Origin of the sequence: Pseudomonas sp. LAMO17WK12:I1, assembly GCF_900177315.1 — a bacterium.
GTDB lineage: Bacteria > Pseudomonadota > Gammaproteobacteria > Pseudomonadales > Pseudomonadaceae > Aquipseudomonas > Aquipseudomonas marginalis.
Window position 1 is genome coordinate 232,930 of record NZ_FWZV01000001.1, and the last position, 19,312, is coordinate 252,241.

The 19,312-nt window shown below is 58.3% G+C and carries 19 protein-coding genes and 2 pseudogenes; 12 read left to right on the forward strand and 9 right to left on the reverse strand.

All coding sequences use genetic code 11. The annotated features are described in order from the left end of the window. Positions 1-17: 17 nt before the first annotated feature. Positions 18-1,052 (reverse strand): histone deacetylase family protein, encoded by a 1,035-nt coding sequence (locus tag B9N88_RS01065; RefSeq protein WP_027606752.1) that lies wholly within the window; start codon positions 1,050-1,052, stop codon positions 18-20. 121 nt (positions 1,053-1,173) lie between these two features. Between B9N88_RS01065 and B9N88_RS01070 the strand changes: the two genes are divergently transcribed. From B9N88_RS01070 to B9N88_RS33050, 3 genes are all read left to right on the forward strand, one after another. After that, positions 1,174-1,665 (forward strand): Lrp/AsnC family transcriptional regulator, encoded by a 492-nt coding sequence (locus B9N88_RS01070; protein ID WP_027606753.1) that lies wholly within the window; start codon positions 1,174-1,176, stop codon positions 1,663-1,665. A 186-nt stretch (positions 1,666-1,851) separates the two neighbouring features. Next, entirely contained in the window at positions 1,852-4,014 is a 2,163-nt protein-coding gene (locus tag B9N88_RS01075; protein WP_027606754.1) for a TonB-dependent siderophore receptor, read from the forward strand. A 177-nt stretch (positions 4,015-4,191) separates the two neighbouring features. Continuing rightward, positions 4,192-5,685: a methyl-accepting chemotaxis protein gene (locus B9N88_RS33050; RefSeq protein ID WP_027606755.1), complete on the forward strand. Its 1,494-nt coding sequence runs from the start codon at positions 4,192-4,194 to the stop codon at positions 5,683-5,685. An 82-nt stretch (positions 5,686-5,767) separates the two neighbouring features. On the opposite strand, the gene B9N88_RS01085 is transcribed toward B9N88_RS33050, so the two are convergent. After that, positions 5,768-6,736, reverse strand: a complete 969-nt coding sequence (locus B9N88_RS01085; protein WP_027606756.1) for an OmpA family protein — start codon at positions 6,734-6,736, stop codon at positions 5,768-5,770. Between the two features lie 266 nt (positions 6,737-7,002). On the opposite strand from B9N88_RS01085, the gene B9N88_RS01090 reads away from it, so the two are divergent. Both B9N88_RS01090 and B9N88_RS01095 read left to right on the forward strand, forming a co-directional pair. Further along, positions 7,003-7,716 (forward strand): DUF3108 domain-containing protein, encoded by a 714-nt coding sequence (locus B9N88_RS01090; RefSeq protein ID WP_027606757.1) that lies wholly within the window; start codon positions 7,003-7,005, stop codon positions 7,714-7,716. 230 nt (positions 7,717-7,946) lie between these two features. Next, positions 7,947-8,567, forward strand: a complete 621-nt coding sequence (locus B9N88_RS01095) for a response regulator transcription factor (protein WP_027606758.1) — start codon at positions 7,947-7,949, stop codon at positions 8,565-8,567. On the opposite strand, the gene B9N88_RS01100 is transcribed toward B9N88_RS01095, so the two are convergent. Next, a complete protein-coding gene (locus B9N88_RS01100; RefSeq protein WP_085205415.1) occupies positions 8,564-10,210 on the reverse strand; it encodes an ATP-binding response regulator in 1,647 nt (548 codons plus the stop codon). The two genes, B9N88_RS01095 and B9N88_RS01100, sit on opposite strands and share 4 nt — an antisense overlap. 103 nt (positions 10,211-10,313) lie before the next feature. Next, positions 10,314-10,709, reverse strand: coding sequence for a hypothetical protein (locus tag B9N88_RS01105; protein ID WP_027608113.1), 396 nt, complete (start codon positions 10,707-10,709; stop codon positions 10,314-10,316). A 459-nt stretch (positions 10,710-11,168) separates the two neighbouring features. On the opposite strand from B9N88_RS01105, the gene B9N88_RS01110 reads away from it, so the two are divergent. Next, positions 11,169-11,576, forward strand: a complete 408-nt coding sequence (locus B9N88_RS01110; protein ID WP_027608114.1) for a hypothetical protein — start codon at positions 11,169-11,171, stop codon at positions 11,574-11,576. Between the two features lie 21 nt (positions 11,577-11,597). Here the strand turns inward: B9N88_RS01110 and B9N88_RS01115 are convergent, their stop codons facing one another. Continuing rightward, positions 11,598-12,236 (reverse strand): response regulator, encoded by a 639-nt coding sequence (locus B9N88_RS01115; RefSeq protein WP_027608115.1) that lies wholly within the window; start codon positions 12,234-12,236, stop codon positions 11,598-11,600. A 96-nt stretch (positions 12,237-12,332) separates the two neighbouring features. Between B9N88_RS01115 and B9N88_RS01120 the strand changes: the two genes are divergently transcribed. Both B9N88_RS01120 and B9N88_RS01125 read left to right on the forward strand, forming a co-directional pair. After that, complete coding sequence (locus B9N88_RS01120; RefSeq protein ID WP_371918173.1) at positions 12,333-13,949, forward strand: ATP-binding response regulator; 1,617 nt, start codon at positions 12,333-12,335, stop codon at positions 13,947-13,949. A 340-nt stretch (positions 13,950-14,289) separates the two neighbouring features. Continuing rightward, on the forward strand, positions 14,290-14,472 hold the full coding sequence (locus tag B9N88_RS01125; protein ID WP_081744500.1) for a hypothetical protein: 183 nt from the start codon (positions 14,290-14,292) through the stop codon (positions 14,470-14,472). 43 nt (positions 14,473-14,515) lie between these two features. Here B9N88_RS01125 and B9N88_RS01130 read toward each other — a convergent pair whose 3' ends face one another. After that, positions 14,516-15,259: a class I SAM-dependent DNA methyltransferase gene (locus tag B9N88_RS01130; protein ID WP_027608431.1), complete on the reverse strand. Its 744-nt coding sequence runs from the start codon at positions 15,257-15,259 to the stop codon at positions 14,516-14,518. A 103-nt stretch (positions 15,260-15,362) separates the two neighbouring features. On the opposite strand from B9N88_RS01130, the gene B9N88_RS01135 reads away from it, so the two are divergent. Then, positions 15,363-15,719: a VOC family protein gene (locus tag B9N88_RS01135; protein WP_027608432.1), complete on the forward strand. Its 357-nt coding sequence runs from the start codon at positions 15,363-15,365 to the stop codon at positions 15,717-15,719. Positions 15,720-15,777: 58 nt separating this feature from the next. Here B9N88_RS01135 and B9N88_RS01140 read toward each other — a convergent pair whose 3' ends face one another. Both B9N88_RS01140 and B9N88_RS01145 read right to left on the reverse strand, forming a co-directional pair. Then, positions 15,778-16,647, reverse strand: a complete 870-nt coding sequence (locus tag B9N88_RS01140) for an AraC family transcriptional regulator (protein WP_027608433.1) — start codon at positions 16,645-16,647, stop codon at positions 15,778-15,780. A 98-nt stretch (positions 16,648-16,745) separates the two neighbouring features. Next, positions 16,746-17,033, reverse strand: a pseudogene (locus B9N88_RS01145) (Rid family hydrolase); the annotation flags it as partial. Between B9N88_RS01145 and B9N88_RS01150 the strand changes: the two are divergent. Beyond that, positions 17,030-17,248, forward strand: a pseudogene (locus B9N88_RS01150) (LysR substrate-binding domain-containing protein); the annotation flags it as partial. The pseudogenes B9N88_RS01145 and B9N88_RS01150 sit on opposite strands and share 4 nt — an antisense overlap. A 44-nt stretch (positions 17,249-17,292) precedes the next feature. Here B9N88_RS01150 and B9N88_RS01155 read toward each other — a convergent pair. Further along, the gene (locus B9N88_RS01155; RefSeq protein WP_081744501.1) at positions 17,293-17,775 is read right to left on the reverse strand and encodes a DUF2867 domain-containing protein; all 483 of its coding nucleotides are present in this window, start codon (positions 17,773-17,775) and stop codon (positions 17,293-17,295) included. Between the two features lie 199 nt (positions 17,776-17,974). On the opposite strand from B9N88_RS01155, the gene B9N88_RS01160 reads away from it, so the two are divergent. Continuing rightward, positions 17,975-18,613, forward strand: a complete 639-nt coding sequence (locus tag B9N88_RS01160) for a hypothetical protein (RefSeq protein ID WP_027608435.1) — start codon at positions 17,975-17,977, stop codon at positions 18,611-18,613. Positions 18,614-18,687: 74 nt separating this feature from the next. Then, the gene (locus B9N88_RS01165; RefSeq protein WP_027608436.1) at positions 18,688-19,272 is read left to right on the forward strand and encodes a DUF6630 family protein; all 585 of its coding nucleotides are present in this window, start codon (positions 18,688-18,690) and stop codon (positions 19,270-19,272) included. The last annotated feature ends 40 nt before the right edge of the window (positions 19,273-19,312 follow it).

A 19,312-nucleotide genomic window follows, 5' to 3' on the forward strand; every position in this document is an offset into this window, starting at 1 on the left:
CGAGTGTTGTTATCAGGTCAGGCAGTCTTGCTTTCGAAGCCGTGCAGGACGTTGACGGCGTTGATGCCGATCTCGTCGACCATGTAGCCGCCTTCCATCACGAACAGCGTCGGCACGCCGACCCCGGCGATGATCTCGCCCATGCTGAGGAAGTCCTGGCTGTCGAGGAGGAAGTGGCTGATGGGGTCGTCCTTGAAGGTGTCGACGCCGAGGGAGATCACCAGCACCTCGGGGGCGAAGTGTTTGAGTTGCTGGCAGGCGTGGTTCAGCGCGGTTTTGTAATGGTCCCACGTGGTGTTTTTCGGCAAGGGGTAGTTCAGGTTGAAGCCCTCCCCCGTACCTGCGCCGCGTTCGCTGTCGGCGCCGGAAAAGTACGGATAGGACACCGACGGGTCGCCGTGCAGGGAAATGAACAGCACATCCGCGCGGTCGTAGAAAATATTCTGCGTGCCGTTACCGTGGTGGAAATCCACATCCAGCACCGCCACGCGCCTGGCACCTTGGGTGATGGCCTGTTGCGCGGCAATCGCGGCATTGTTGAGGTAGCAATAACCGCCCATGTATTCGCGGGCCGCGTGGTGCCCCGGTGGGCGGCACAGGGCGAAGGCGCTGTGATGGCCTTCGTCGATCAGCGCCAGGCCGGTGAGCGCGATGTCCGCGCTGGTCTTGACCGCCTGCCAGGTGGTGGCGGTGATCGGCGAGCCGGCGTCCATGGCAAAGAAGCCCAGTTTGCCGTCGATAAAATCCGGCACCTGCTCATTGGCCAGGTCGCGTACCGGCCACACCAGCGGCAGCGCGTCATGGCGGCGGCCGATGGCGGTCCATTCGGCCCAGGCGGTTTCGAGGAAGCTGACGTAGCGCTCGCTGTGGGCGTTGACGTAGCAGGCGCGCTCGAAGCGGCGCGGCACGATGATATCGCCCAGCCCGACGTGCCGGACGCGGTCACGCACGGTGTCGGCGCGGCTGGGTTGTTCGAATGAGGGCTTGAGCACGCCGTCCTTGAGTTCGGTGCCGTGGTGCAAACGGTGGTCATCACTAAAAACAGTCAGCATTTGGATACATCCGCCAGAAAAAGACAGGGTCTATTTTGTTCTGGCTGCGTAGGGCTTTCTTTGCTTTTACTTCTTACACTGATAGCTTTATCGGGTGTTTTTACCCTGGTTACAGCCAAATATGAAAAATAAAACCAAGCAGGTCGTTCTGGACGACACCGATCTCGCCATCCTCGCCCTGCTGCAGGAAGACGCGAGTATTTCCAACGCCCAACTGAGCGAGCGCCTGGCCCTGAGCCTCACCCCTTGCTGGCGGCGGCGCAAACGCCTGGAGGAAGAAGGCGTGATCAAGGACTACCAGGCCAACCTCGATCGCAAGTTGCTCGGCCTGGACATCATGGCGTTTGTGCATGTGCGTTTTGCGATCCATACCGACCATGCGCCGGATGCGTTCGAGGCGGTGGTGAAGGAGCTCCCTCAGGTGCTGGCGTGCCACAAGATCACCGGCGACGCGGATTACCTCTTGCAGGTGCTGGCGGAGGATCTGGACAGCTACAGCGAATTTGTCGAAAGCGTGCTGCGACGGCAGCTGGGGATTGCGTCGATCCAGTCGAGCCTGGCGCTGCGCGAGGTGAAGGCGACGAGTCGGATGGCGATTCCGAAGCGCGATTGAACACGCAAAAAAAGCACTCGCCGACGGCAGGTAATGGCCAAAAGCCTGCCCTGCAGATGTGAAAAATTCGTTAACTAATTCTCCCCAAAGGCTTTTTCCGACAGGTTTAATCTGCCAAACTAATGCGAATAATTATCAACAGATTTATTATTCGCCAAGGACGGCACTTAGGGGAGAGTCCGTTCCATGTCTGTGCAACAACACGGCGGTAAAGGTTTTACACCCAGTCTGATCGCTTTGGCGGTGTGTCTCGCCACTTCGCACGCGGCCTTCGCCGCCGACGCTGAAACGCCGGCAACCACCTTGGAACTGGGTGCGACCCAGATCTCCGGCGAGCAGCAACTGGGCGAAACCACCGAGGGTACGCAGTCCTACACCACCGGCGCGATGAAAACCGCGACCAAACTGCCCCTCACCCTGCGTGAAACCCCGCAGGCCGTCACCGTCATCACACGCCAGCGCATGGATGACCAGGGGATGACCAGCATCAACGACGTGGTCAATGCCACGCCTGGGCTATTCCTCAATTATTCCAACGGCCCGGGCCGGCAGTCCTACACCTCACGCGGTTTCGACATCGACAACCTGATGTACGACGGCATTCCCAGCGGCTACAACGGCGTTTCCGTAGGCGCCCAGCCGAACCTGGCGATGTTCGACCGTGTCGAGGTCGTGCGTGGCGCCACCGGCCTGGTGACCGGTGCGGGCAACCCGTCGGCGGCCATCAACCTGGTCCGCAAGCGGCCGCTGGACGAACAGAAAGTCACCCTCACCGGCGCCGCCGGCAGCTGGGATGACTACCGTGGCGAGCTCGACGCCTCCAGCCCGCTCAATGACAGCGGCACCTGGCGCGGCCGGGTGGTCACCTCCTACCGCGACGCCAACAGCTTCATCGACAACGCCGAGTCCTATCACGGCCTGTTCTATGCCGTCACCGAAGCCGACCTGAGCGAAGACACCACCCTCACCCTCGGTTTCTCGAACCAGAAGGACAAGACCAACTACTTCTGGGGCTCGTCGATGATCGGCCAGGACGGCCATCACCTGGACCTGCCGCGCTCCTACAATCCCGGTACCGACTGGGAGAACAAGGACCAGGAAATCAACACGGTCTTCGCCGAACTGCGCCAGCGCCTGGCCAATGACTGGAAGCTTCAGGTCAACGCCAACTACGCCGAACAGAACGCGTTGTTTTCCGGCTCCTACCAGTCGCGCTGGGTCAACAACACCCTGGCGCGCACGGTCTACCAGGCCGCCTACGATGAAAACCAGGCCGGCGTCGACGCCTTTGCCAGCGGCCCGTTCCAGGCATTCGGGCGCACCCATGAACTGGTGGTGGGCGCCAGCCGACGCATCTACGACATGACCACCCACAACTACAGCCCCTACGACACCAACTGGCCCCTCACCGCAGGCAAACCGGACTTCGTCCACACCACCAACGATCGCGAGGTCACCACCCAGGACGGTGTCTACGTGACCACGCGCCTGAGCCTGGCGGACCCGTTGAAGCTGATCCTCGGCGGGCGCCTGGACTGGTATGACTACGATGCCCATGGCAGCAACGACGGCGACTATCACGTCACCCGCAACCTCACCCGCTACGCGGGGCTGATCTACGAGCTGGACGATCACCACTCGGTGTACGTCAGCTACAGCGACATCTTCACGCCGCAGAGCGCCAAGGACACCTCCGGCACTCCGGTCAAGCCGATTGTCGGCAAGAACTACGAGGTCGGCATCAAGGGCGAGTACCTGGGTGGCGCGCTGAATGCGAGCGTGGCGCTATTCCGTGTCGACCAGGAAAACCGCGCCACCCAGGTGACCGTGCAAAACTGCCCACAGACGGAGTGCTATGAGGCCTCGGGCGAGATTCGCAGCCAGGGGATCGACTTCGAACTGCAAGGCGCACTGACCGAGAACTGGCAGGTCGGCGGTGGCTACACCTACGCGCGTACCCACACCATCAAGGATGAAGCCAACCCGCAGAAGGTCAACAAGCAGTACGACACGGACGTTCCGGAGCACCTGTTCAAGCTGACCACCCGCTACAACTTCCAGGGCCCGCTGGAGAAACTGCGCGTGGGCGGCAACATCTCCTGGCAAAGCCGCCTGTACAACGACGTCAAGCTGGCTGACGGCAGCACCTACCGCCTCCAACAGGGCGCCTACGCCGTCACCGACCTGATGGCCGGCTACAAGGTCAACGACCACCTCGACCTGCAGCTCAACGCCAACAACATCTTCGACCGCCGCTACTACTCCACCATCGCCAACTCCGTGAGCTATGGCGGCGACGCCTACGGCACCCCACGCAACATGATGCTGACGGCCAAGTACAGCTTCTGATCCACCTGGCGGCTGCCCGCTCGGGCAGCCGCTCGGCGAACGCATTCGCGCTTAAAGTCCCCTCCCCCAAAGCCGATAAGCTTTCTGGTTTCCCTGCCCCCGCAAAGTGCCTGAACGCGGGCCGTAGTGGCACGCCGCATGCTTTGATTCTTGCCAGACCACATGGAGTAAGAGTGAATGCCCGCACGCGCACGTTTCCTGGAGCACTACCGCAAGGCCGACCGTATCATGCTGGCATTGATCTGGCTGATGACGCTGTTCTCCGTCGGGCTCGCGTTCTGGCACGACACCCTGACCCAGGCAATTGTCGTGGGAGGAGGCACCAGCACGGTGCTCACCGCGCTCTACCGCGCCATCGGCGGCACGCGGGTGATGCGTTGTGCACTGGGCGCGGGCTTGATGGTCATGGCGGCGCTGCACATCAACCAGGCCCAGGGCGTGATCGAAGCGCACTTCGGGATTTTCGCGCTGCTGGCGGTACTGACGTTCTATCGAGACTGGCTGCCGATCCTGGTGGCCGCCCTGACGATTGCCGTGCACCACGTGGTGTTCCATGCGTTGCAGCATCAAGGCTTCCCGGTGTTCGTGATGGCGCATCACGGCGGTTGGACCATGGTATTTGTCCACGCCTTCTACGTCGTGATGGAAACCATCGCCCTGCTCTACCTCGCGGTAAACAGCCAGGCCGAGGCGGTGGAAAGCGAGGAAATGCTGGAAAAAATGCTCGCCGTCACCACCCAATTCACCGTGGACAGCGCCAAAGGTGAAGGTAAGGTGCACGTCTCTCTTGCCAAGCGCTTCGACCATTTCCTGCAACAAATCACCCACCTCATCGACGGCGTCGCCCGCGACTCCCACGGTCTCGGCCAACTCGGCCAGGAACTGGCCCACGCCAGCGGCACCCTGGAAAAAGGTGCTCGCCACCAACTGGCCGAAATCGCGCAAATGACCGACTCCATGCAGCGCATGGAAGACGCCATGGGCCACATTACGGTGCACGTCGAAGAAGCGGTTGAGCACGCGGGCGTCGCCAGCCAACAAATCCTGCGTGGCCAGGAAAGCGTCGGCCGCGCCCAACACGAAATCACCCAACTGGCCACACGCCTGGAAGGCACCCACCACACCGTGCAAGGCCTGGCGGTCCAGGCCGAACAAATCGGCTCGGTACTGGAAGTCATCAGCAGCATCGCCAACCAGACCAACCTCCTTGCCCTCAACGCCGCCATCGAAGCCGCCCGCGCCGGCGAACAAGGCCGCGGCTTCGCCGTCGTCGCCGACGAAGTGCGCAGCCTGGCGCAACGCACCGCCGTTTCCACCCAGGAAATCAAAACCATCATCGAGGGCCTGCAGCAAGGCAGCCGCCAGGCCGTGGAAGCCATGCACGACAGCCGCCAGGGCGTGGAACGGTGTGTGGAGGACAGTCAGCTGGCAGTGGAAATGCTGCGAGCGGTGGGCAATGACATTACCCAGATCGATGCGCTGAATGGGCGGATTGTCTCCACCACACGCGAACAGACCTCGGCGAATCAGGAGATTGTCGGGCGCTTGCAATCGGTGCAGAGCATTGCTCAAAACACCGCTGACGACGTGGAGATGTTGGCCAGGAGCAGCGAGCAGTTGCCGCCGATTGCGGTGCGGTTGGATGCGTTGGGGCGGCGGTTTCACCCGTGATAGTTTGGGGCTCGCCATCGGCCGGAAGCCATCACGGGTCTCGTCTTGACGGCCCGGGCCGCCCCTGGTCCTGAGCGTTCGCTTAGTCTTGCTTGACCAGCTCGACCCTGCGGTTTTCAGCTTTGCCTGCCTCGGTGGCGTTGTCGGCCACCGGGTCAGCCTCGCCAAACCCGGCCGCAGATAACCTCGCCGCGTCGATGCCCTTGGCGGTGATGGCGGCCTCGACGGCCTTGGCGCGGCCGTATGACAGTGTCTTGTTGTGCGCGGGGTCACCGGTGTGATCGGTGTAGCCGTTAATGGCCAGTTTCAACGATGTATTTTGCTTGAGTAACAACAACACTTGCTCGATCTGTGGCTGTGAACCCGGAAGGATGCGGGTCTGGTCAGTCGCAAAGTTGATGTGCAATGCCACCTTGCCGGTTTTATCTATCTGCGCTTTCAGTTCACTGGCCGGCAACAGGCTGGCCGTTATTTGCAGCGGTTTGGTTTCGGCAATCAGCAGGCCGCCGCCGAACGCGTAGCTGCACAAATGAATCCAGATATCGCGGTCGGCGCGATGGATAACAAACACCTGCGCGGCGTTATTCCAAATGTCCCCCAGGCCACTGTTGTATTTGAGCGCGAAGTCCCGCGGCCATTCTTTGATCTTCTGGCCGGGGTCTTCCGGAATCCTGCCATCGAAGATCTTGCTGCCGCCCAACGAGGACACGACGGACTCGAGGTTGCGCTGCAATTCCAGGTCGGAGAACGCCTTGCCCTGCGCGGCGTCGATATGGGCTGACCAGACCTTGCCTTCTACTACTGCCAGGCGATCACCGGTCCAGAAGGGTACCTGATCAAAGTCGGAGACATCGGGCGCGGTGGCGATGACATATCCGTCGGGAAGGGCGATGTAGGGAAAGGCGCCCAACGGCACGTTCGACACCTCAAGACTCGCGGCATCGAATACCTTGTTGTCTGCTCCGCTCTCGAATGACGAGGCTTGAATGCTCAGCCCCACGGTGACGATTAAAACCAGGGTAGTCGCTGCTGTTTTTTTCACTAACGTCATGTTATTCCCGCAAATCCTTAGCACCCAGGGTGATGGTCGAGCGGATAAAGGGTGCTGCTGTCGTTGGCTGCTTATAAAACCGGGGCTATCGAGATAACTCAATAGCACAGCTGCCCTATTGCATCGAGCTTTGGCGCTGGATCACAGTTGTTCGCGCTCTAATAGGTCTTTTCTACGCTATTCGACGCTGCCGATCGTATTGAACAGGGATGCTTTTTTTGAAACCTATAACCACCAGAAAAATTGAAATGAACGCTGCGCTGGCGATGGCCTTGATCTCGCTGTTAACCACCAGCGCTACCTGGACCGAGGCAGCCGTTGGTGCAACGGCCTCCTCGGCACCGTGTACCAATGAAGCGGATTTCCAGGCCGGCACCGTTGTGGAGTCTGAAAGTCGCGACAACACCTCTGCAGTAACCAATCGTAGTAAAACCGAAACGCTGGGCCATGAAGACTTCGCCGGGGCCAACCCGGTGGCGTCATTACACACCACGTTCATAAGCAATTCGCCGGTGTATTTAACGACCACCTTTGCGCAAATCAAGGACGGCCAGTTGATTCGCTATGGTGATCGGCACGGTGCCGGGCCTTCGTTGACCACGACCCTTTACACCCCTCCTCCCACCACGCCGCTGGATTTACAACCCGGGCAGACAGTCGCCGTCAGTTACAAGAACCAGGTCGTCAGCGGCGGCACCACGCTTGAGTTTGAGGTATCAGAAAAGCTGACCTACCATGGCCGCGAGACGATCAAAACAGCACTCGGGACATTCGAGACCTGTCGCTTCACCAATGAAATTTCTACTGGGTCAACGTCCGGTCAACAACCGACCCAGAAGGTCGTGGTGCAGAATTGGTTTGCTGCCGAAGGGCCCTACCGTGGGCAATCAATCAGGTCGACCAGTCTCTCCGGAACGAATGGTGGACAGGAGCGGCTCGTTGAAGTGGTCAAGATGCGATATGAGACGCGAGCCAACTAGGTAGCTTTATGCCCAGGCGCTGAGAAGGAGGATAGCACTGCCCTTCCTGGCAACGGGTTCAAGCACGCTGTTTGTGCCGCAGTTGCATCGAGCAAAATGCACTTAATTGCTTAATGGCCTTTAGCAACTAGTACAGGTGTACTAGTTCAGCTGTTCTATATCATAAGTTGTATGAGTCGGACATGATCAAAGCGTGTTTTCATTGATCTGGACGGGTTGTGCTTGCTGATATGAGTTGCCGAATTGTGGTGGCGGACGAACATCCACTTTATCGAGAGGGCATGACAGGATTACTGGAGTGCTTAATACCTGGAGCAAAAATAAAACAGGCAGGAAACCTGGAGGAAGTCTGGGCTCTCCTGAATCGCTGGCAACCTGTCGCCATGCTGTTTATCGAAGTATATTTGCCAGGGCTTTGCTCCTTGAAAGAGCTTGCAAAACTGTGCGAGGAAAGAGGCACTACTGCAGTCGTTGTTGTTTCGACAGTCGATGACAGCGTGGTCATTACGCGAGTGATGGAGGCCGGCGCCAATGGTTTTATTGGCAAGAACATTTCAGCCGAAGAGGTACGTAACGCCATCAACGATATTCGGAACGGCCAAGTAGTGGTCAAATACGAACCGGCCGAATCGCCATCATTTGAGAGTGATCACGCGATGGGCAAACTGACGTCGCGGCAGCGGGAAGTCTGGCATTTGATCGCACAAGGTAAAACCAACAAGGAAATTGCCGCTGAACTGGAAATCTCTCCCTATACCGTGCGTATTCACGTGTCTTCGCTGATACGTGCCTTGAACGTACCCAATAGAGCAGTAGCCGCCGCGCGTTTCGCGGGGCGCTACACCTGCTAGTCCCTTGATGGATCTACGGGTAACTCACACTTCATTGACTTGACCTGTTCAAGCAATACGTTACGCAGTTCCGGCGGTCGCACGGGTTTGGCCAGTACCGAGATATTGAATGCGTGCAGTGATTGACGGATGCGCTCGATTTCGTGCCCGGTGATGACCAATGCCGGTATCTCTTGACCCCGGAACTCGCGTATTGCCGCGATACATTCGGCCCCCGAGACCTTTGTGCCCAGGTCGAAGTCGGCAATGATGATGTCGCAATCGCTGGCCAGGGTATCCGCATCACTGTGGGTCTCGACGACGCAGCCCCATTTCTCCAGCAGGGCCTTGGTGGCCAGCAACACATTGGCGTCGTCTTCAATCAGGCATATCCGTAGTCCGTTCAGGCGCTCATGGGTGCTTTTCATCCGAGGCGCGACGACCTTGGGGGCGGCGTGTTTCAACCCGCTGATTGCCACCTGGGTGCCGCGCCCGGGCGTGGAGCGAATATCTACATCGACATTGAGCAACTGGCTGATGCGCTTGACGATGGACAAGCCCAACCCCAGGCCCTCGACATCCTTGTCGCGTGCGTGGCGCACCCGGTAAAACTCTTTGAATACGTCCGGCAGATGTTCGGCGGCGATACCGCAGCCCTTATCGTAAACCACCACGGCCAAGCCCTTTGCCTGGCGTCTGACACCGATCAGCACGGGCTCTCCCGATGCGTACTTGATCGCATTGGACACCAGGTTCTGCACCATGGTGGTCAACAGCCCCGCATTGACATTCACCCAGTGCTCGCAAGGGCGCAGGCGCAGTTCAATCCCGGCCCAGCGCGCGGCCTCGGTGTTCTGTTTGACGACCTCCTGCAACAGCGCGCCCAGGTTCACCGGTTCCGCTCGCGGCTCCAGCTTTCCGTTGTCGAGGGTGTAGATATCCAGGATCGAACGGAACAGTTGAGAGACGGTATGCAGCGAGCGGTCGATGTTGTCTACCAGGCGCAGTTCTTCGCCGCCCAGATTCGCGTCACGCAGGCACGCGGTGAACAGGCCGATGGAGTGGATGGGCTGGCGCAGGTCGTGGCTGGCCTGGGCGAGAAAGCGTGATTTCTCCTGATTGGCGGCGATTGCCTCTTCCGATGCGATACGCGTGCGCTTGAGCAGAATGTGCGCATAGGCCGGTACTACGATGGTGGTCACGATCAGCATCAGGAACATGTAGGGCTGTGCGCGCCAGAAGGGGTTGAACAAGAAAATAACGATAAGGGTGGACAACGCGATCACGGTTGCCAGGGCCAGATAGTGTGAGCCGAAACGCATGCCATTACCCAGGGTTACCCAGAGCAGCGCGGCATAGATAGGCAATGCACCTTCGCCTCCCAGCACCATGGCGAAAGCGATACCGGTGTAGTCATGAAGCATGGAGAGCAAGCGCCGCCAAAAAAAGTGTCCTGGCCAGCGCTTGATCGCCATGCGCAGGAATATCGACACCACGATGAATGTGGAGATATACACGATGATGGGCGTGTAGGCTGCGGTATCGCTGGGGCGCAGCCCGCTCAGTACGATGATGTACAGCAGCGCACAGGCGCTGACGGTCAGGCGTAACGTGGCCTGATTGAGTTCGCTGTTCTTTTCCACGCGTTCAACCTCATGGACCATGGGGGATGCATCGCTGGATGCCGCCCCCTTGAGAACAATAAGGCGTAGGTTGGCGTGTTAAGGCATCAAACGACACAGCGTGTCGTATCAGAAGTGGAACGTGTCAGTAAAGCCTGTAGTAATCCACCACGTCATCCACGAAGTAGATTATCAACCTCGTTCCCTTGGTCTGGCTTTGAGCTTTTTTCGTGCCCGTCACACTGCCGACATCATTGGCGACACCCTGAGCCTTGGACACTTGCGACGAGGCGTCGTACATCTTCAGGCTTGTCTCGGTCGAGACATATTTGTGGGCCAGGGTCATGTACTTTTCCAGGCCCTCCTGGTTTTTATCATAGGTCCAGTTGGACCCATTGCTTCTGCTCGTTGAATCAAGTTCCTCTTCGGCTGGAGCGCCGAACAATTGCGTCACCTGAGTCTTGGTAGTTTTTCCCGGGATGATGGTTTTCTTCAGGTAAGCAACATCGTACTTTTGTGCTCCCGGATTTAAGGAATTCATCAAATCCCCAGTGTTAGCACAGCCTCCCAGGCCTGCGGTCAGTATGCACAGCGTGAATCCGATTCTAAGTAGTTTTCCATATTTCAAGCACATAGACTTACCTTGAGTTGTGATTAATACCATTCCATTTCGACCGGATGCACGGTGAAGTTGACACAACGTAGTGCAACTAATCGAGCCTTTGGATTCACAGGCGGGCAAACACACTGGAACACTTAAACGCTGAAGTTAAAGTGCATTCCGGTGTGCGCTCGGGCTCAAAGCCTTTAAGACTTTTTCGAGCGTGTACAGCTTATGAGGGCGCGTGAGCTGACGCCATAGTACAAGTGTGCTATAGGCGGACAACAGGGACTTGTCTAGCATAGCCAGATGGACATTAATGGCTTGAATTAATGTAATAAATTGCTCGCCAGTTGATGTAATGCCCGATTATTGAAGCCGCATGAATGGAGTCGAAATATGAAATCATGGATCACCGTCTTATCCATTCTGATGCTGTCCGGGTGTGCGGGTTCTCCCTTGAGTAATCTGGTCATGAACCAGCGTTATCAAACGACATCGGACATTACTGCTTCATGGGTAGGTGCATCCGAAGATGAGTTGGTGACGTCATGGGGGGCGCCGAAAAACAGCCATGGCCTCAGTGATGGCAACTCGAAAATCATCGGCTACGACTACGTATGGCTTACAAACGGCAGCCATTCGATGGAATGGGGTTATGTGCCTGATTACGCCCGTTGCGAACAGCGGTTCATGATTGAAAAGGGCGTGGTGACCCGCTGGTATTCATCTGGCGACTGTCCAAAAAGGCCTAAAGGCGCCAAGTTGATCCCCGGTAACACCCCCGTGCCCCAACCCACGCTCTAATGGTCACTGCACCGTCTTGATTCACGTATCGAGCTTGCCCGGCCACCCACTGGCACCGGGAAAGTTACTGAATTGAGCCGCCGCCGCCGCACGGGTGGGCACACCCAGGGATTTAAGCAGAGTGGAAACATGGATGCGTACGGTGAACGGGGAGATCCCCAGTTGCTTGGCTATTTCCTTATTGGTCTTGCCCGCTGCAACCAGGCCGAGCACTTGCCGTTGGCGGGCCGTGAGTGAGGCAAGGCTTGGGTCCAGCAGGGGATTTTCGGGGTTGTACTTCACCACGACTTCCCCTTCCCGAATCGCCAGGATGGCTTCGGCAATGCCTGCCGGATCAACGTTTTTGCCGATAAAGCCATCAGCGCCTTGGGCGATGACCTGGGAAATAATGTCCAGGTCATCGACCATCGACACCACAATGATCGAGGTGCGCTTGAACTCATTGCGCAGCTGGCCTATGACCTGCATAGACGTGATACCGGGAAAGCGCAGGTCCAGAATCAACGAATCAACTTCTGCGCCCGCACGCGCCAGCGCCAGTACTTCATCCAGATTGCCCGCCTGCTCTATCATCGCTGTCGGCATAAGCCGTTCTATGGTTCTCAGCATACCTTCGCGAAACAGAGGATGGTCATCTGCCACTATTATTCTGTGCGTCATGTCAAGGTCCATCTCACATCAGGTCCGGCGCATCGTAACGCAAACTGTAACGCCAGGTTTCAACTTTTAAGCGACTTCTTGCCCTGGAGAATCGCAATGAACATGACGGAAAAGAACAGTGAACTGGACCAGGCCACATTGCGGTTGACGGTCAGCACCTGTGCTTCGCTGTACATCTTTGTGGTGGCCCTCCTTCCTTCAAGTGACTTCGCCACCTATGTACCGATCATGTGGTACATGGCGTTTTTCATCAGCGTGGCAGTCCCCCTGCGCATGGCGATCAAGCGCTGGCCAGGGCACTTTTTCTGGCGCCGATTGTTCGCCATGGCCCATGACTATACCGGCATCGCTTTCGCCATGATCGTGGGTGGAGAAGGCGCGTTGCCGGTTTATGCCGCGTTGCTCTGGGTCACATTGGGCAATGGCATGCGCTTTGGCTCGCGCTACTTGACCGCCGCGACACTCATCGCGCTGAGCATGCTGGTCATGATCTTCATGCTTACCCCCTTCTGGCGCGCACAGCCCTACATGTTCCTGATGCTGATCGTGACCACCATCGTAGTACCGGCCTATGCGCACATTCTGCTCAAGCGCACGCGTATCGCATCGGAAGAGGCAATCGCCGCCAATCAGGAGAAATCACGCTTTCTCGCCCAGGCCAGCCACGACCTGCGCCAGCCCATCCACTCCATCGGCCTGTTCACCGCGTGCCTGCGGGACGCGAATCTGGGCGGCGAAGAACTGCGCCTGGTAGACAACATCGACCGCTCGCTGCATACCGTCTCTCAACTGTTCCGTTCGATCCTGGATATCTACACCCTCGACAACGGAAAGCTGGAACCGCAAGCGGAACCGGTGAACCTGGGCGCGCTGCTGCGGGACGTCGTCAAACAGAACACCGAGGCCGCGCGCTGGGCCGGGGTTCAACTGCGCCTGCGCCCTTGCGAGCACTGGGTGAATGTCAATGCGGGACTGTTGACCACCATGGTGCAGAACCTGGTGTCAAATACGCTCAAATACGCGTCCGGCCAACCGGTCTTGATCGGTGTGCGTCCCAGAGGCAAGGGCTTGGCCATTGTCATCTACGACAAGGGACGCGGCATCGCCGCTGAACATCTGCGGGACGTATTCAAGGAGTTTTACCGGGTCCGCCACGCACGCGACAAGGATGTCGAGGGCCTGGGGTTGGGCTTGTCCATCGTCAAGCGCATCAGCCAGTTGCTCAATCTGGATATCCAGTTGGACTCCCGGCTCGGCCAAGGCACCCGCGCCACTATCCAACGCCTGGAAAGCGTCGCGCCGGGCACCGAGACACAACGGCCAGCGGCCACGCAAAGCCGTCTGCAGGGTCTGCGGGTCTGCCTGGTGGAAGACGATTCCAACGTACTGATGGCGACCTCGGCCTTGCTGGAAAAATGGGGATGCGAGGTAGAAAGTCATAGCGATGGACTGAACGTGACCACGGAATGCGACATCATCATTGCCGACTTCGACCTGGGCCCTAGGATTTCAGGCGCCGAGTGTATCGCCGCGATTCGCGAACAGCGTGGCTGGGAAGTACCGGCCATGATCATGACCGGCCATGAAATCGAGCGTATCCGCAGCACATTGATCCATATGAATATCTCCATCCTGTCCAAGCCCGTGCGTCCGCCTGAATTGCGAACGACCCTGCTCGAACTGACCAAGCATTTCGCCAGGGAAATGGGTTAGCTGGGGGATGTCCATGCCCGGATATATCCGGGTGCGGCGGTGTGTGGAATGCACGCCTATCATTAGCGCGGCTTGCCATTCGCCTGTCGGTTTGCGGCGAGGTAATAGGTCACTTGTCGTATTGATGTCGCTGGCTCCCCGTTATCCAATGCGCCTGAGGAACGTGCTGCGCTGAATCAACGTTGTTTCAGCGCAGGCCGATCCTCCGCTGCCTTGATTCAGATACCGTTCAATTAAGCGTAAGGAGTGTCCCAGCCGAAAGACGGGCGGTTGGTTTTGACAACCGCGCCACCTTGACCGACTCGGGCCACACAGCGATCAAGTGATAGAGGGAGTTTTTATGAAAGACAATATGAAGAAAGTACGTTCGACCATCGCATTAGCATTGGCTCTCTCAGCAGGCCTTGCGTTCAGCGGTACGGCCAGCGCCTTTACTTTTGAACATGGATGGAGTTGCCAGAATAAGTGGTACCAAATGGGACTTATTGAACTGATTGCTTGCGGAGGTGGAGGCGACGGTTGATCTGCCTGGGCCTTTTTCAGGCATATGAAGGAGCGGCAGTTTATTAACGTTTCACACACACAAACAACGCATTGCCGGTCACGCCCGCCCAGGGCGTGATCCGTTCATAGTCATGCTCGAACACCTGCACCTCAAAGTACGGCTGTAACAGCCCCTGCAACTCCGTGAAACTCAGCGCCACCATGGTGTGCTCATCCTGCCAGGCCTGGGTCACACCCGCCGTGGTCTTCTCGATACTCAGGCGCAGCGCCTGCTGCTCCCCTTCTCCGCGGTAATGCCAGCCGGAGCCAAAGGTGAAATGACTGCCTTCAAACTCCACGCTATGGCGTACCAGCAAGCGGTTGTCGATATGCAGTTTGTCCACCGCGTTGAAGCAGAACACGCCGTTGTCGGCGAGTGCGTCGTGCACGCTGGCGAGGCAGGCGCGCAGTTGGGCCAGCCCGGGGTTGTAGTGGGTCGAGTACAGGAAACAGGTGATCAGGTCTTGCGGTTCGTCCACCTGGAAGCCGGCCATGTCCTGGCGGCTGAACCGTGCCTCGGGGCAACGCAGTTGGGCGAGGTCCAGCATCGGTTGGCTGATGTCCAGGCCGGTGCTGCGGTAGCCGAAGTCGAGGAAGTGCCGCACATGGGGCCCGGTGCCGCAGGCAAGGTCCAGATGGCGGCGCCCCTCATTGCCGAACAACTGGTGCAGGCGGCGCACGCTGTGGCTCTGCGCGCGGTAGTCGATGTCGGCGCACATCAGGTCGTAGTAGATGGACAGGTCGGTGTACAGCGCGTTGGAGGACATAAGTGGCCAGAGGGTTCGGCGGGAATTTCGCGCCGGCATGGTAACCCAGTCCCGGGTGTAAACCGCTACACTCGCCCCTCAACCGTCCGCCAAGGAGGCAACCATGAGCGTTCGCGGTCAAGACCGACAGATCGACAATATCGAGTTCAACGTGGGCGACATCGCCCGCAGCAAAGCCTTCTACGGCGCAGTGTTCGGCTGGACATTCGTCGACTACGGCCCCACCTACACCGAGTTCAGCGATGGCAGGCTGACCGGCGGGTTCACTACCGCAGAGCCCGTTCGACCGGGTGGCCCGCTGGTGATCCTGTACGCGGATGATCTTGAAGGCACGCAGCAGCGGCTCAAATCCGCAGGCGCCGCGATCAGCCGCGAGACCTTTTCGTTCCCCGGTGGCAGCAGGTTTCACTTCATTGATCCGGATGGTTATGAACTGGCGGTGTGGACCGCTCAGCCGTAGCTGGCCGCAACACCTGGCGTGGAAGCGCAGTCGCGCTCCCACAGGCTGGCGAGCGCCGCTATTGCAACGGCACATAAATATCGGTCTGCCATTGATCCTGCGGTGTCTCGGGGAAAATGCTCAGGTATTCGAAAAACAACGGCTGGTCCCGAAGCTCCTCGCCGCTGCCAGGCAGCCAGTCGCGGTAGATCGGATAGATCGACTCTGCGATGTGATCCGGCGAACCCACATGACGCACCACCACACAGCGCCCGCCGGGGATGACGCGTTCAGTGACGCCGAACTCATTCGCGGCCAGCGCCTGGTGAATCTCGCCGCAAATGGCAAACCGGAACTCGTCGGCCGGGGTCGTATCAGGATTGTCGAAGGGAATACCGAAGCTGCGACTTGAAGCCACCGGCGACTGCCCGCTGTGCATGCGCCACGCAATGAATGTCTGCACGCTTTCATTCACGCGCCCTGGGGCGCTGCGGTGCTCGAATGCGGCCACCTTGACCGCAGGAAACTCCACAATTCGTACCTGCATGATGATGCTCCTGGAAAAGTAAGGGACGCTGAATACCCCGCGCCAGAGCTGCCAATCCGGTCGTTTCCGGAATACGCTCGGCGCCATGCCGAACGCTCGCCTGAACGCCCTGGCAAAGGCTTCAGGACTTTCGAAGCCGGCCCCCAGCGCCGCCTCCAGCACCGAATAATCAGCGCGGGAAGACAAGTCATGTGCCGCGCGGCGCAGGCGCATCAGTTGCACATAGCGCGCAACCGGCATGCCCACGAACGCGGTGAATTGCCGATGGAAGTGAAACACCGAAAAATGCGCCACCTCGCTCAGCGCCTTCACCGACAAGTCACCTTCAAGATTCGCGTCGATATAAGCGAGTACGGCGTCGAAGCGCTGTGTGTAGGCGGCGTTGCCTGGCAAGTCAGACACGGGTTGCAAGCTCCGGGATAGGCGTTGGACGATAGGATCAACTATACCGACAGCCTGCGCCTAGCCGTGCTTGCTGAGGTAGATGTGCCAGCACGGATTCACAAAGGAAGCCTGGCAATCACCTTGATCTCGAACTGGTACCCATACAGCCACGTAACCCCCACGCCAGTCAGCGTCGGGTGCGGTGCCTCGCCCCAGAACTCCGGCACCACCTTCCAGATCGTCTCGAACCTGGATTCGGGATCGACGATAAACACCGTCACATCGATCACATCGTCAAAGGTGCAGCCGGCAGACCCCAGGATCGCATTCAGGTTGTTGAACGCCAGACGGACCTGATCCTCCAGATCGGGCTCGGGCGAGCCGTCTGCATGGCTGCCGACTTGGCGTGCTGTGGTTGCCCAGCTACATGTCGAAAGCCTTCGAGGACCGGGGCGAATTAGTGCCCTTGTTCAAGGACTGGCACCTTGATCCGATGCCGCTTTACGTGGCCTTTCCGCCGAACCGGCATATCAGCCTCAAGCTGCGCGTGTTTATCGAATGGGTGGCTGAGTTGCTGGCCGTGCATGCGCCTGTCAGTGGGCGACAGGATGGGTGCTGATGGACGCGTGTATGGGTTCGCTGATCGACCGGAACAACCAACCTCTACGGCCTTTCAAGGCTTCTCTTCAGTCGGCGCAGATGACTACTGACGATCACTTTATGGGCGAGCCCTACCGGTAACATGTAGATGCGTCCATAGAGGTTATGCGTGACGACCGATGATGTGATGGTGAGCACACGATCTGTTATCGAAAGGCAGACCATGACATCCAGATGCCTGTCACGCTCGGTAAGAACCAGGATATCGGAGGCGCTGTGCTCAACCAGAAAGAAATCCAGGTGTTCGCCTGCGTGTACCGTTTTTCGCGCAACGCCGGAGAACCCGCCGATTCGCTTCACACCGAATAACGAAGAAATTGCGTCCCTTATTCGGAAAGCCAGCCGCATGGCCAGTCCCGGCTCAGCGGTTGTGATGTTCCACGCGTCAAGCATGGTGATTTCAACGGGGAGCTGAACCGACCTAATGTGGTAGTAATCGAGCTCCGACAGTGCACGTAACGTGTGAGCTGGTGATGTGATAGGCAATTTTCATCCCGTCCAGTGGGCCAATTTTCATTCCCGATAACATCCGAGGCTGAGTGTTATGCGGCTATGTTACGTCAATGTACAGCCGCCATGAACGTCCCCTCCCTGTCCCTTCCCCTGTGTATCGCAAGTGGGCGAACATATCCCCGCCATAGTAATGGTTGCGGCCCCCAACCCTCACAGGATATGAAGGTTACCCATGCGTTTACTGTTTCCCCTGGCCGTCAGCTTGACGCTGATCGGCTGCGCCACCACCAAGACCGACGTTCGCAACGAAGCACACATCAGCCGATATGACCCGACCACTACCGCGCGTGTCCGCCTGATCACCGGTGACACCACCCACGCCGGCTTTATCAGTGGCCAGACCTGCGAGATGTTCTACAACGAGTCCCTGCTGACCAAAACCCCCGAAGAAGCCGGATGGCAAACAGCCCATGTCGACTCGGCGGGGCTCTACCCTTTCCGGGCGACAGACCGCCAGAACAGCGTGATTGGCATGCCTGCCAGCAAGGCGAGCAAAGCCATCAATCAATCGCCCAAGGTGTTTGACGAACATGTCATCCCGGCCGGTAAACCGTTTATTGCAGGGTTCGCCATGGGGGGCTCGCAGCTATCCTGCTTTCCCGCGCCCGTCACGCTTATCCCCGAGCCCGGTAAAGACTATGAAATGGAACTTCAAATGATGAAAATCAGCACGTTCAAGGCCGGCTGCGTGATTGCCGTCCGCCAGCTCTCCACCCAGGCCGACACCACCGTAGAAACGCCGCTGAGACCGCAGGTGTGTGCCAAAACACCGTCGGGCTGGTACACCGTGACCCCGGCGCCCTTGCCTTGATCGCCCCTGGGCAGTTGTTGAACGGCAGTTGCATTTGACTCAATGGTTTTCCTCACACTCATACAGGGACAGACATGGGCATTTTGGATCGATTGTTTGGTGGACGCTTTACCATGCCTCCTCCCGAGGAAACCAACCTCAGCGCTTCAGCGATCATGAAAGAGCTGCGGCCCGAGCGCAGCGACCCCTCCCAGAAAAAAGCCCTCGAAGCCTTTGCCCAGGCGCTGGTGGCCACCACGGCGGAAAAAGAAGGCGCCAGACTTGTCCGCCGCGTTATGCGCAGATACGCGATGGGAGATGACCCCTGCAGTGCCCTCACCGAAGGTTTCCTGAATGACGCCAAGGGGCAAAAACTCGAACACCTTGTACTCCTCAGCGTGGATTGGAGGGGCTATGACGTGTTTGAGTATCTAGCGCCCTTTCTGGTCAGCGCCAGTGGCTTGAAGACGCCCTACGCCTATGTACGGGAAAACGCTACCTCCATGCCACAGGTTCTCGATAACTTTGATCAGTGGCTCGCCCGGTTCGGTAAACGGTTTCTTCACCTGGATTCCGGAGGTGAAAATTACGACGGTTTCATTGTTGACACGGATCGACTCGAAGACGTTATCGAGCTGGCTGGACGAGCGGGAATCCACGTGCGTCTTGAGAGCTTCTGACTCTGCGGCGGGGTGAGGGGCTTCTGCAGAACCTGTTCAA

Coding starts and splice junctions, on each gene's coding strand:
- B9N88_RS01090 (WP_027606757.1), top strand. CDS start 7,003: ATGGCCTTGATCTCGCTGTTAACCACCAGCGCTACCTGGACCGAGGCA.
- B9N88_RS01115 (WP_027608115.1), bottom strand. CDS start 12,236: ATGACGCACAGAATAATAGTGGCAGATGACCATCCTCTGTTTCGCGAA.
- B9N88_RS01125 (WP_081744500.1), top strand. CDS start 14,290: ATGAAAGACAATATGAAGAAAGTACGTTCGACCATCGCATTAGCATTG.
- B9N88_RS01095 (WP_027606758.1), top strand. CDS start 7,947: ATGAGTTGCCGAATTGTGGTGGCGGACGAACATCCACTTTATCGAGAG.
- B9N88_RS01100 (WP_085205415.1), bottom strand. CDS start 10,210: ATGGTCCATGAGGTTGAACGCGTGGAAAAGAACAGCGAACTCAATCAG.
- B9N88_RS01070 (WP_027606753.1), top strand. CDS start 1,174: ATGAAAAATAAAACCAAGCAGGTCGTTCTGGACGACACCGATCTCGCC.
- B9N88_RS01075 (WP_027606754.1), top strand. CDS start 1,852: ATGTCTGTGCAACAACACGGCGGTAAAGGTTTTACACCCAGTCTGATC.
- B9N88_RS01165 (WP_027608436.1), top strand. CDS start 18,688: ATGGGCATTTTGGATCGATTGTTTGGTGGACGCTTTACCATGCCTCCT.
- B9N88_RS01105 (WP_027608113.1), bottom strand. CDS start 10,709: ATGAATTCCTTAAATCCGGGAGCACAAAAGTACGATGTTGCTTACCTG.
- B9N88_RS01135 (WP_027608432.1), top strand. CDS start 15,363: ATGAGCGTTCGCGGTCAAGACCGACAGATCGACAATATCGAGTTCAAC.
- B9N88_RS01130 (WP_027608431.1), bottom strand. CDS start 15,259: ATGTCCTCCAACGCGCTGTACACCGACCTGTCCATCTACTACGACCTG.
- B9N88_RS01160 (WP_027608435.1), top strand. CDS start 17,975: ATGCGTTTACTGTTTCCCCTGGCCGTCAGCTTGACGCTGATCGGCTGC.
- B9N88_RS01120 (WP_371918173.1), top strand. CDS start 12,333: ATGAACATGACGGAAAAGAACAGTGAACTGGACCAGGCCACATTGCGG.
- B9N88_RS33050 (WP_027606755.1), top strand. CDS start 4,192: ATGCCCGCACGCGCACGTTTCCTGGAGCACTACCGCAAGGCCGACCGT.
- B9N88_RS01110 (WP_027608114.1), top strand. CDS start 11,169: ATGAAATCATGGATCACCGTCTTATCCATTCTGATGCTGTCCGGGTGT.
- B9N88_RS01065 (WP_027606752.1), bottom strand. CDS start 1,052: ATGCTGACTGTTTTTAGTGATGACCACCGTTTGCACCACGGCACCGAA.
- B9N88_RS01085 (WP_027606756.1), bottom strand. CDS start 6,736: ATGACGTTAGTGAAAAAAACAGCAGCGACTACCCTGGTTTTAATCGTC.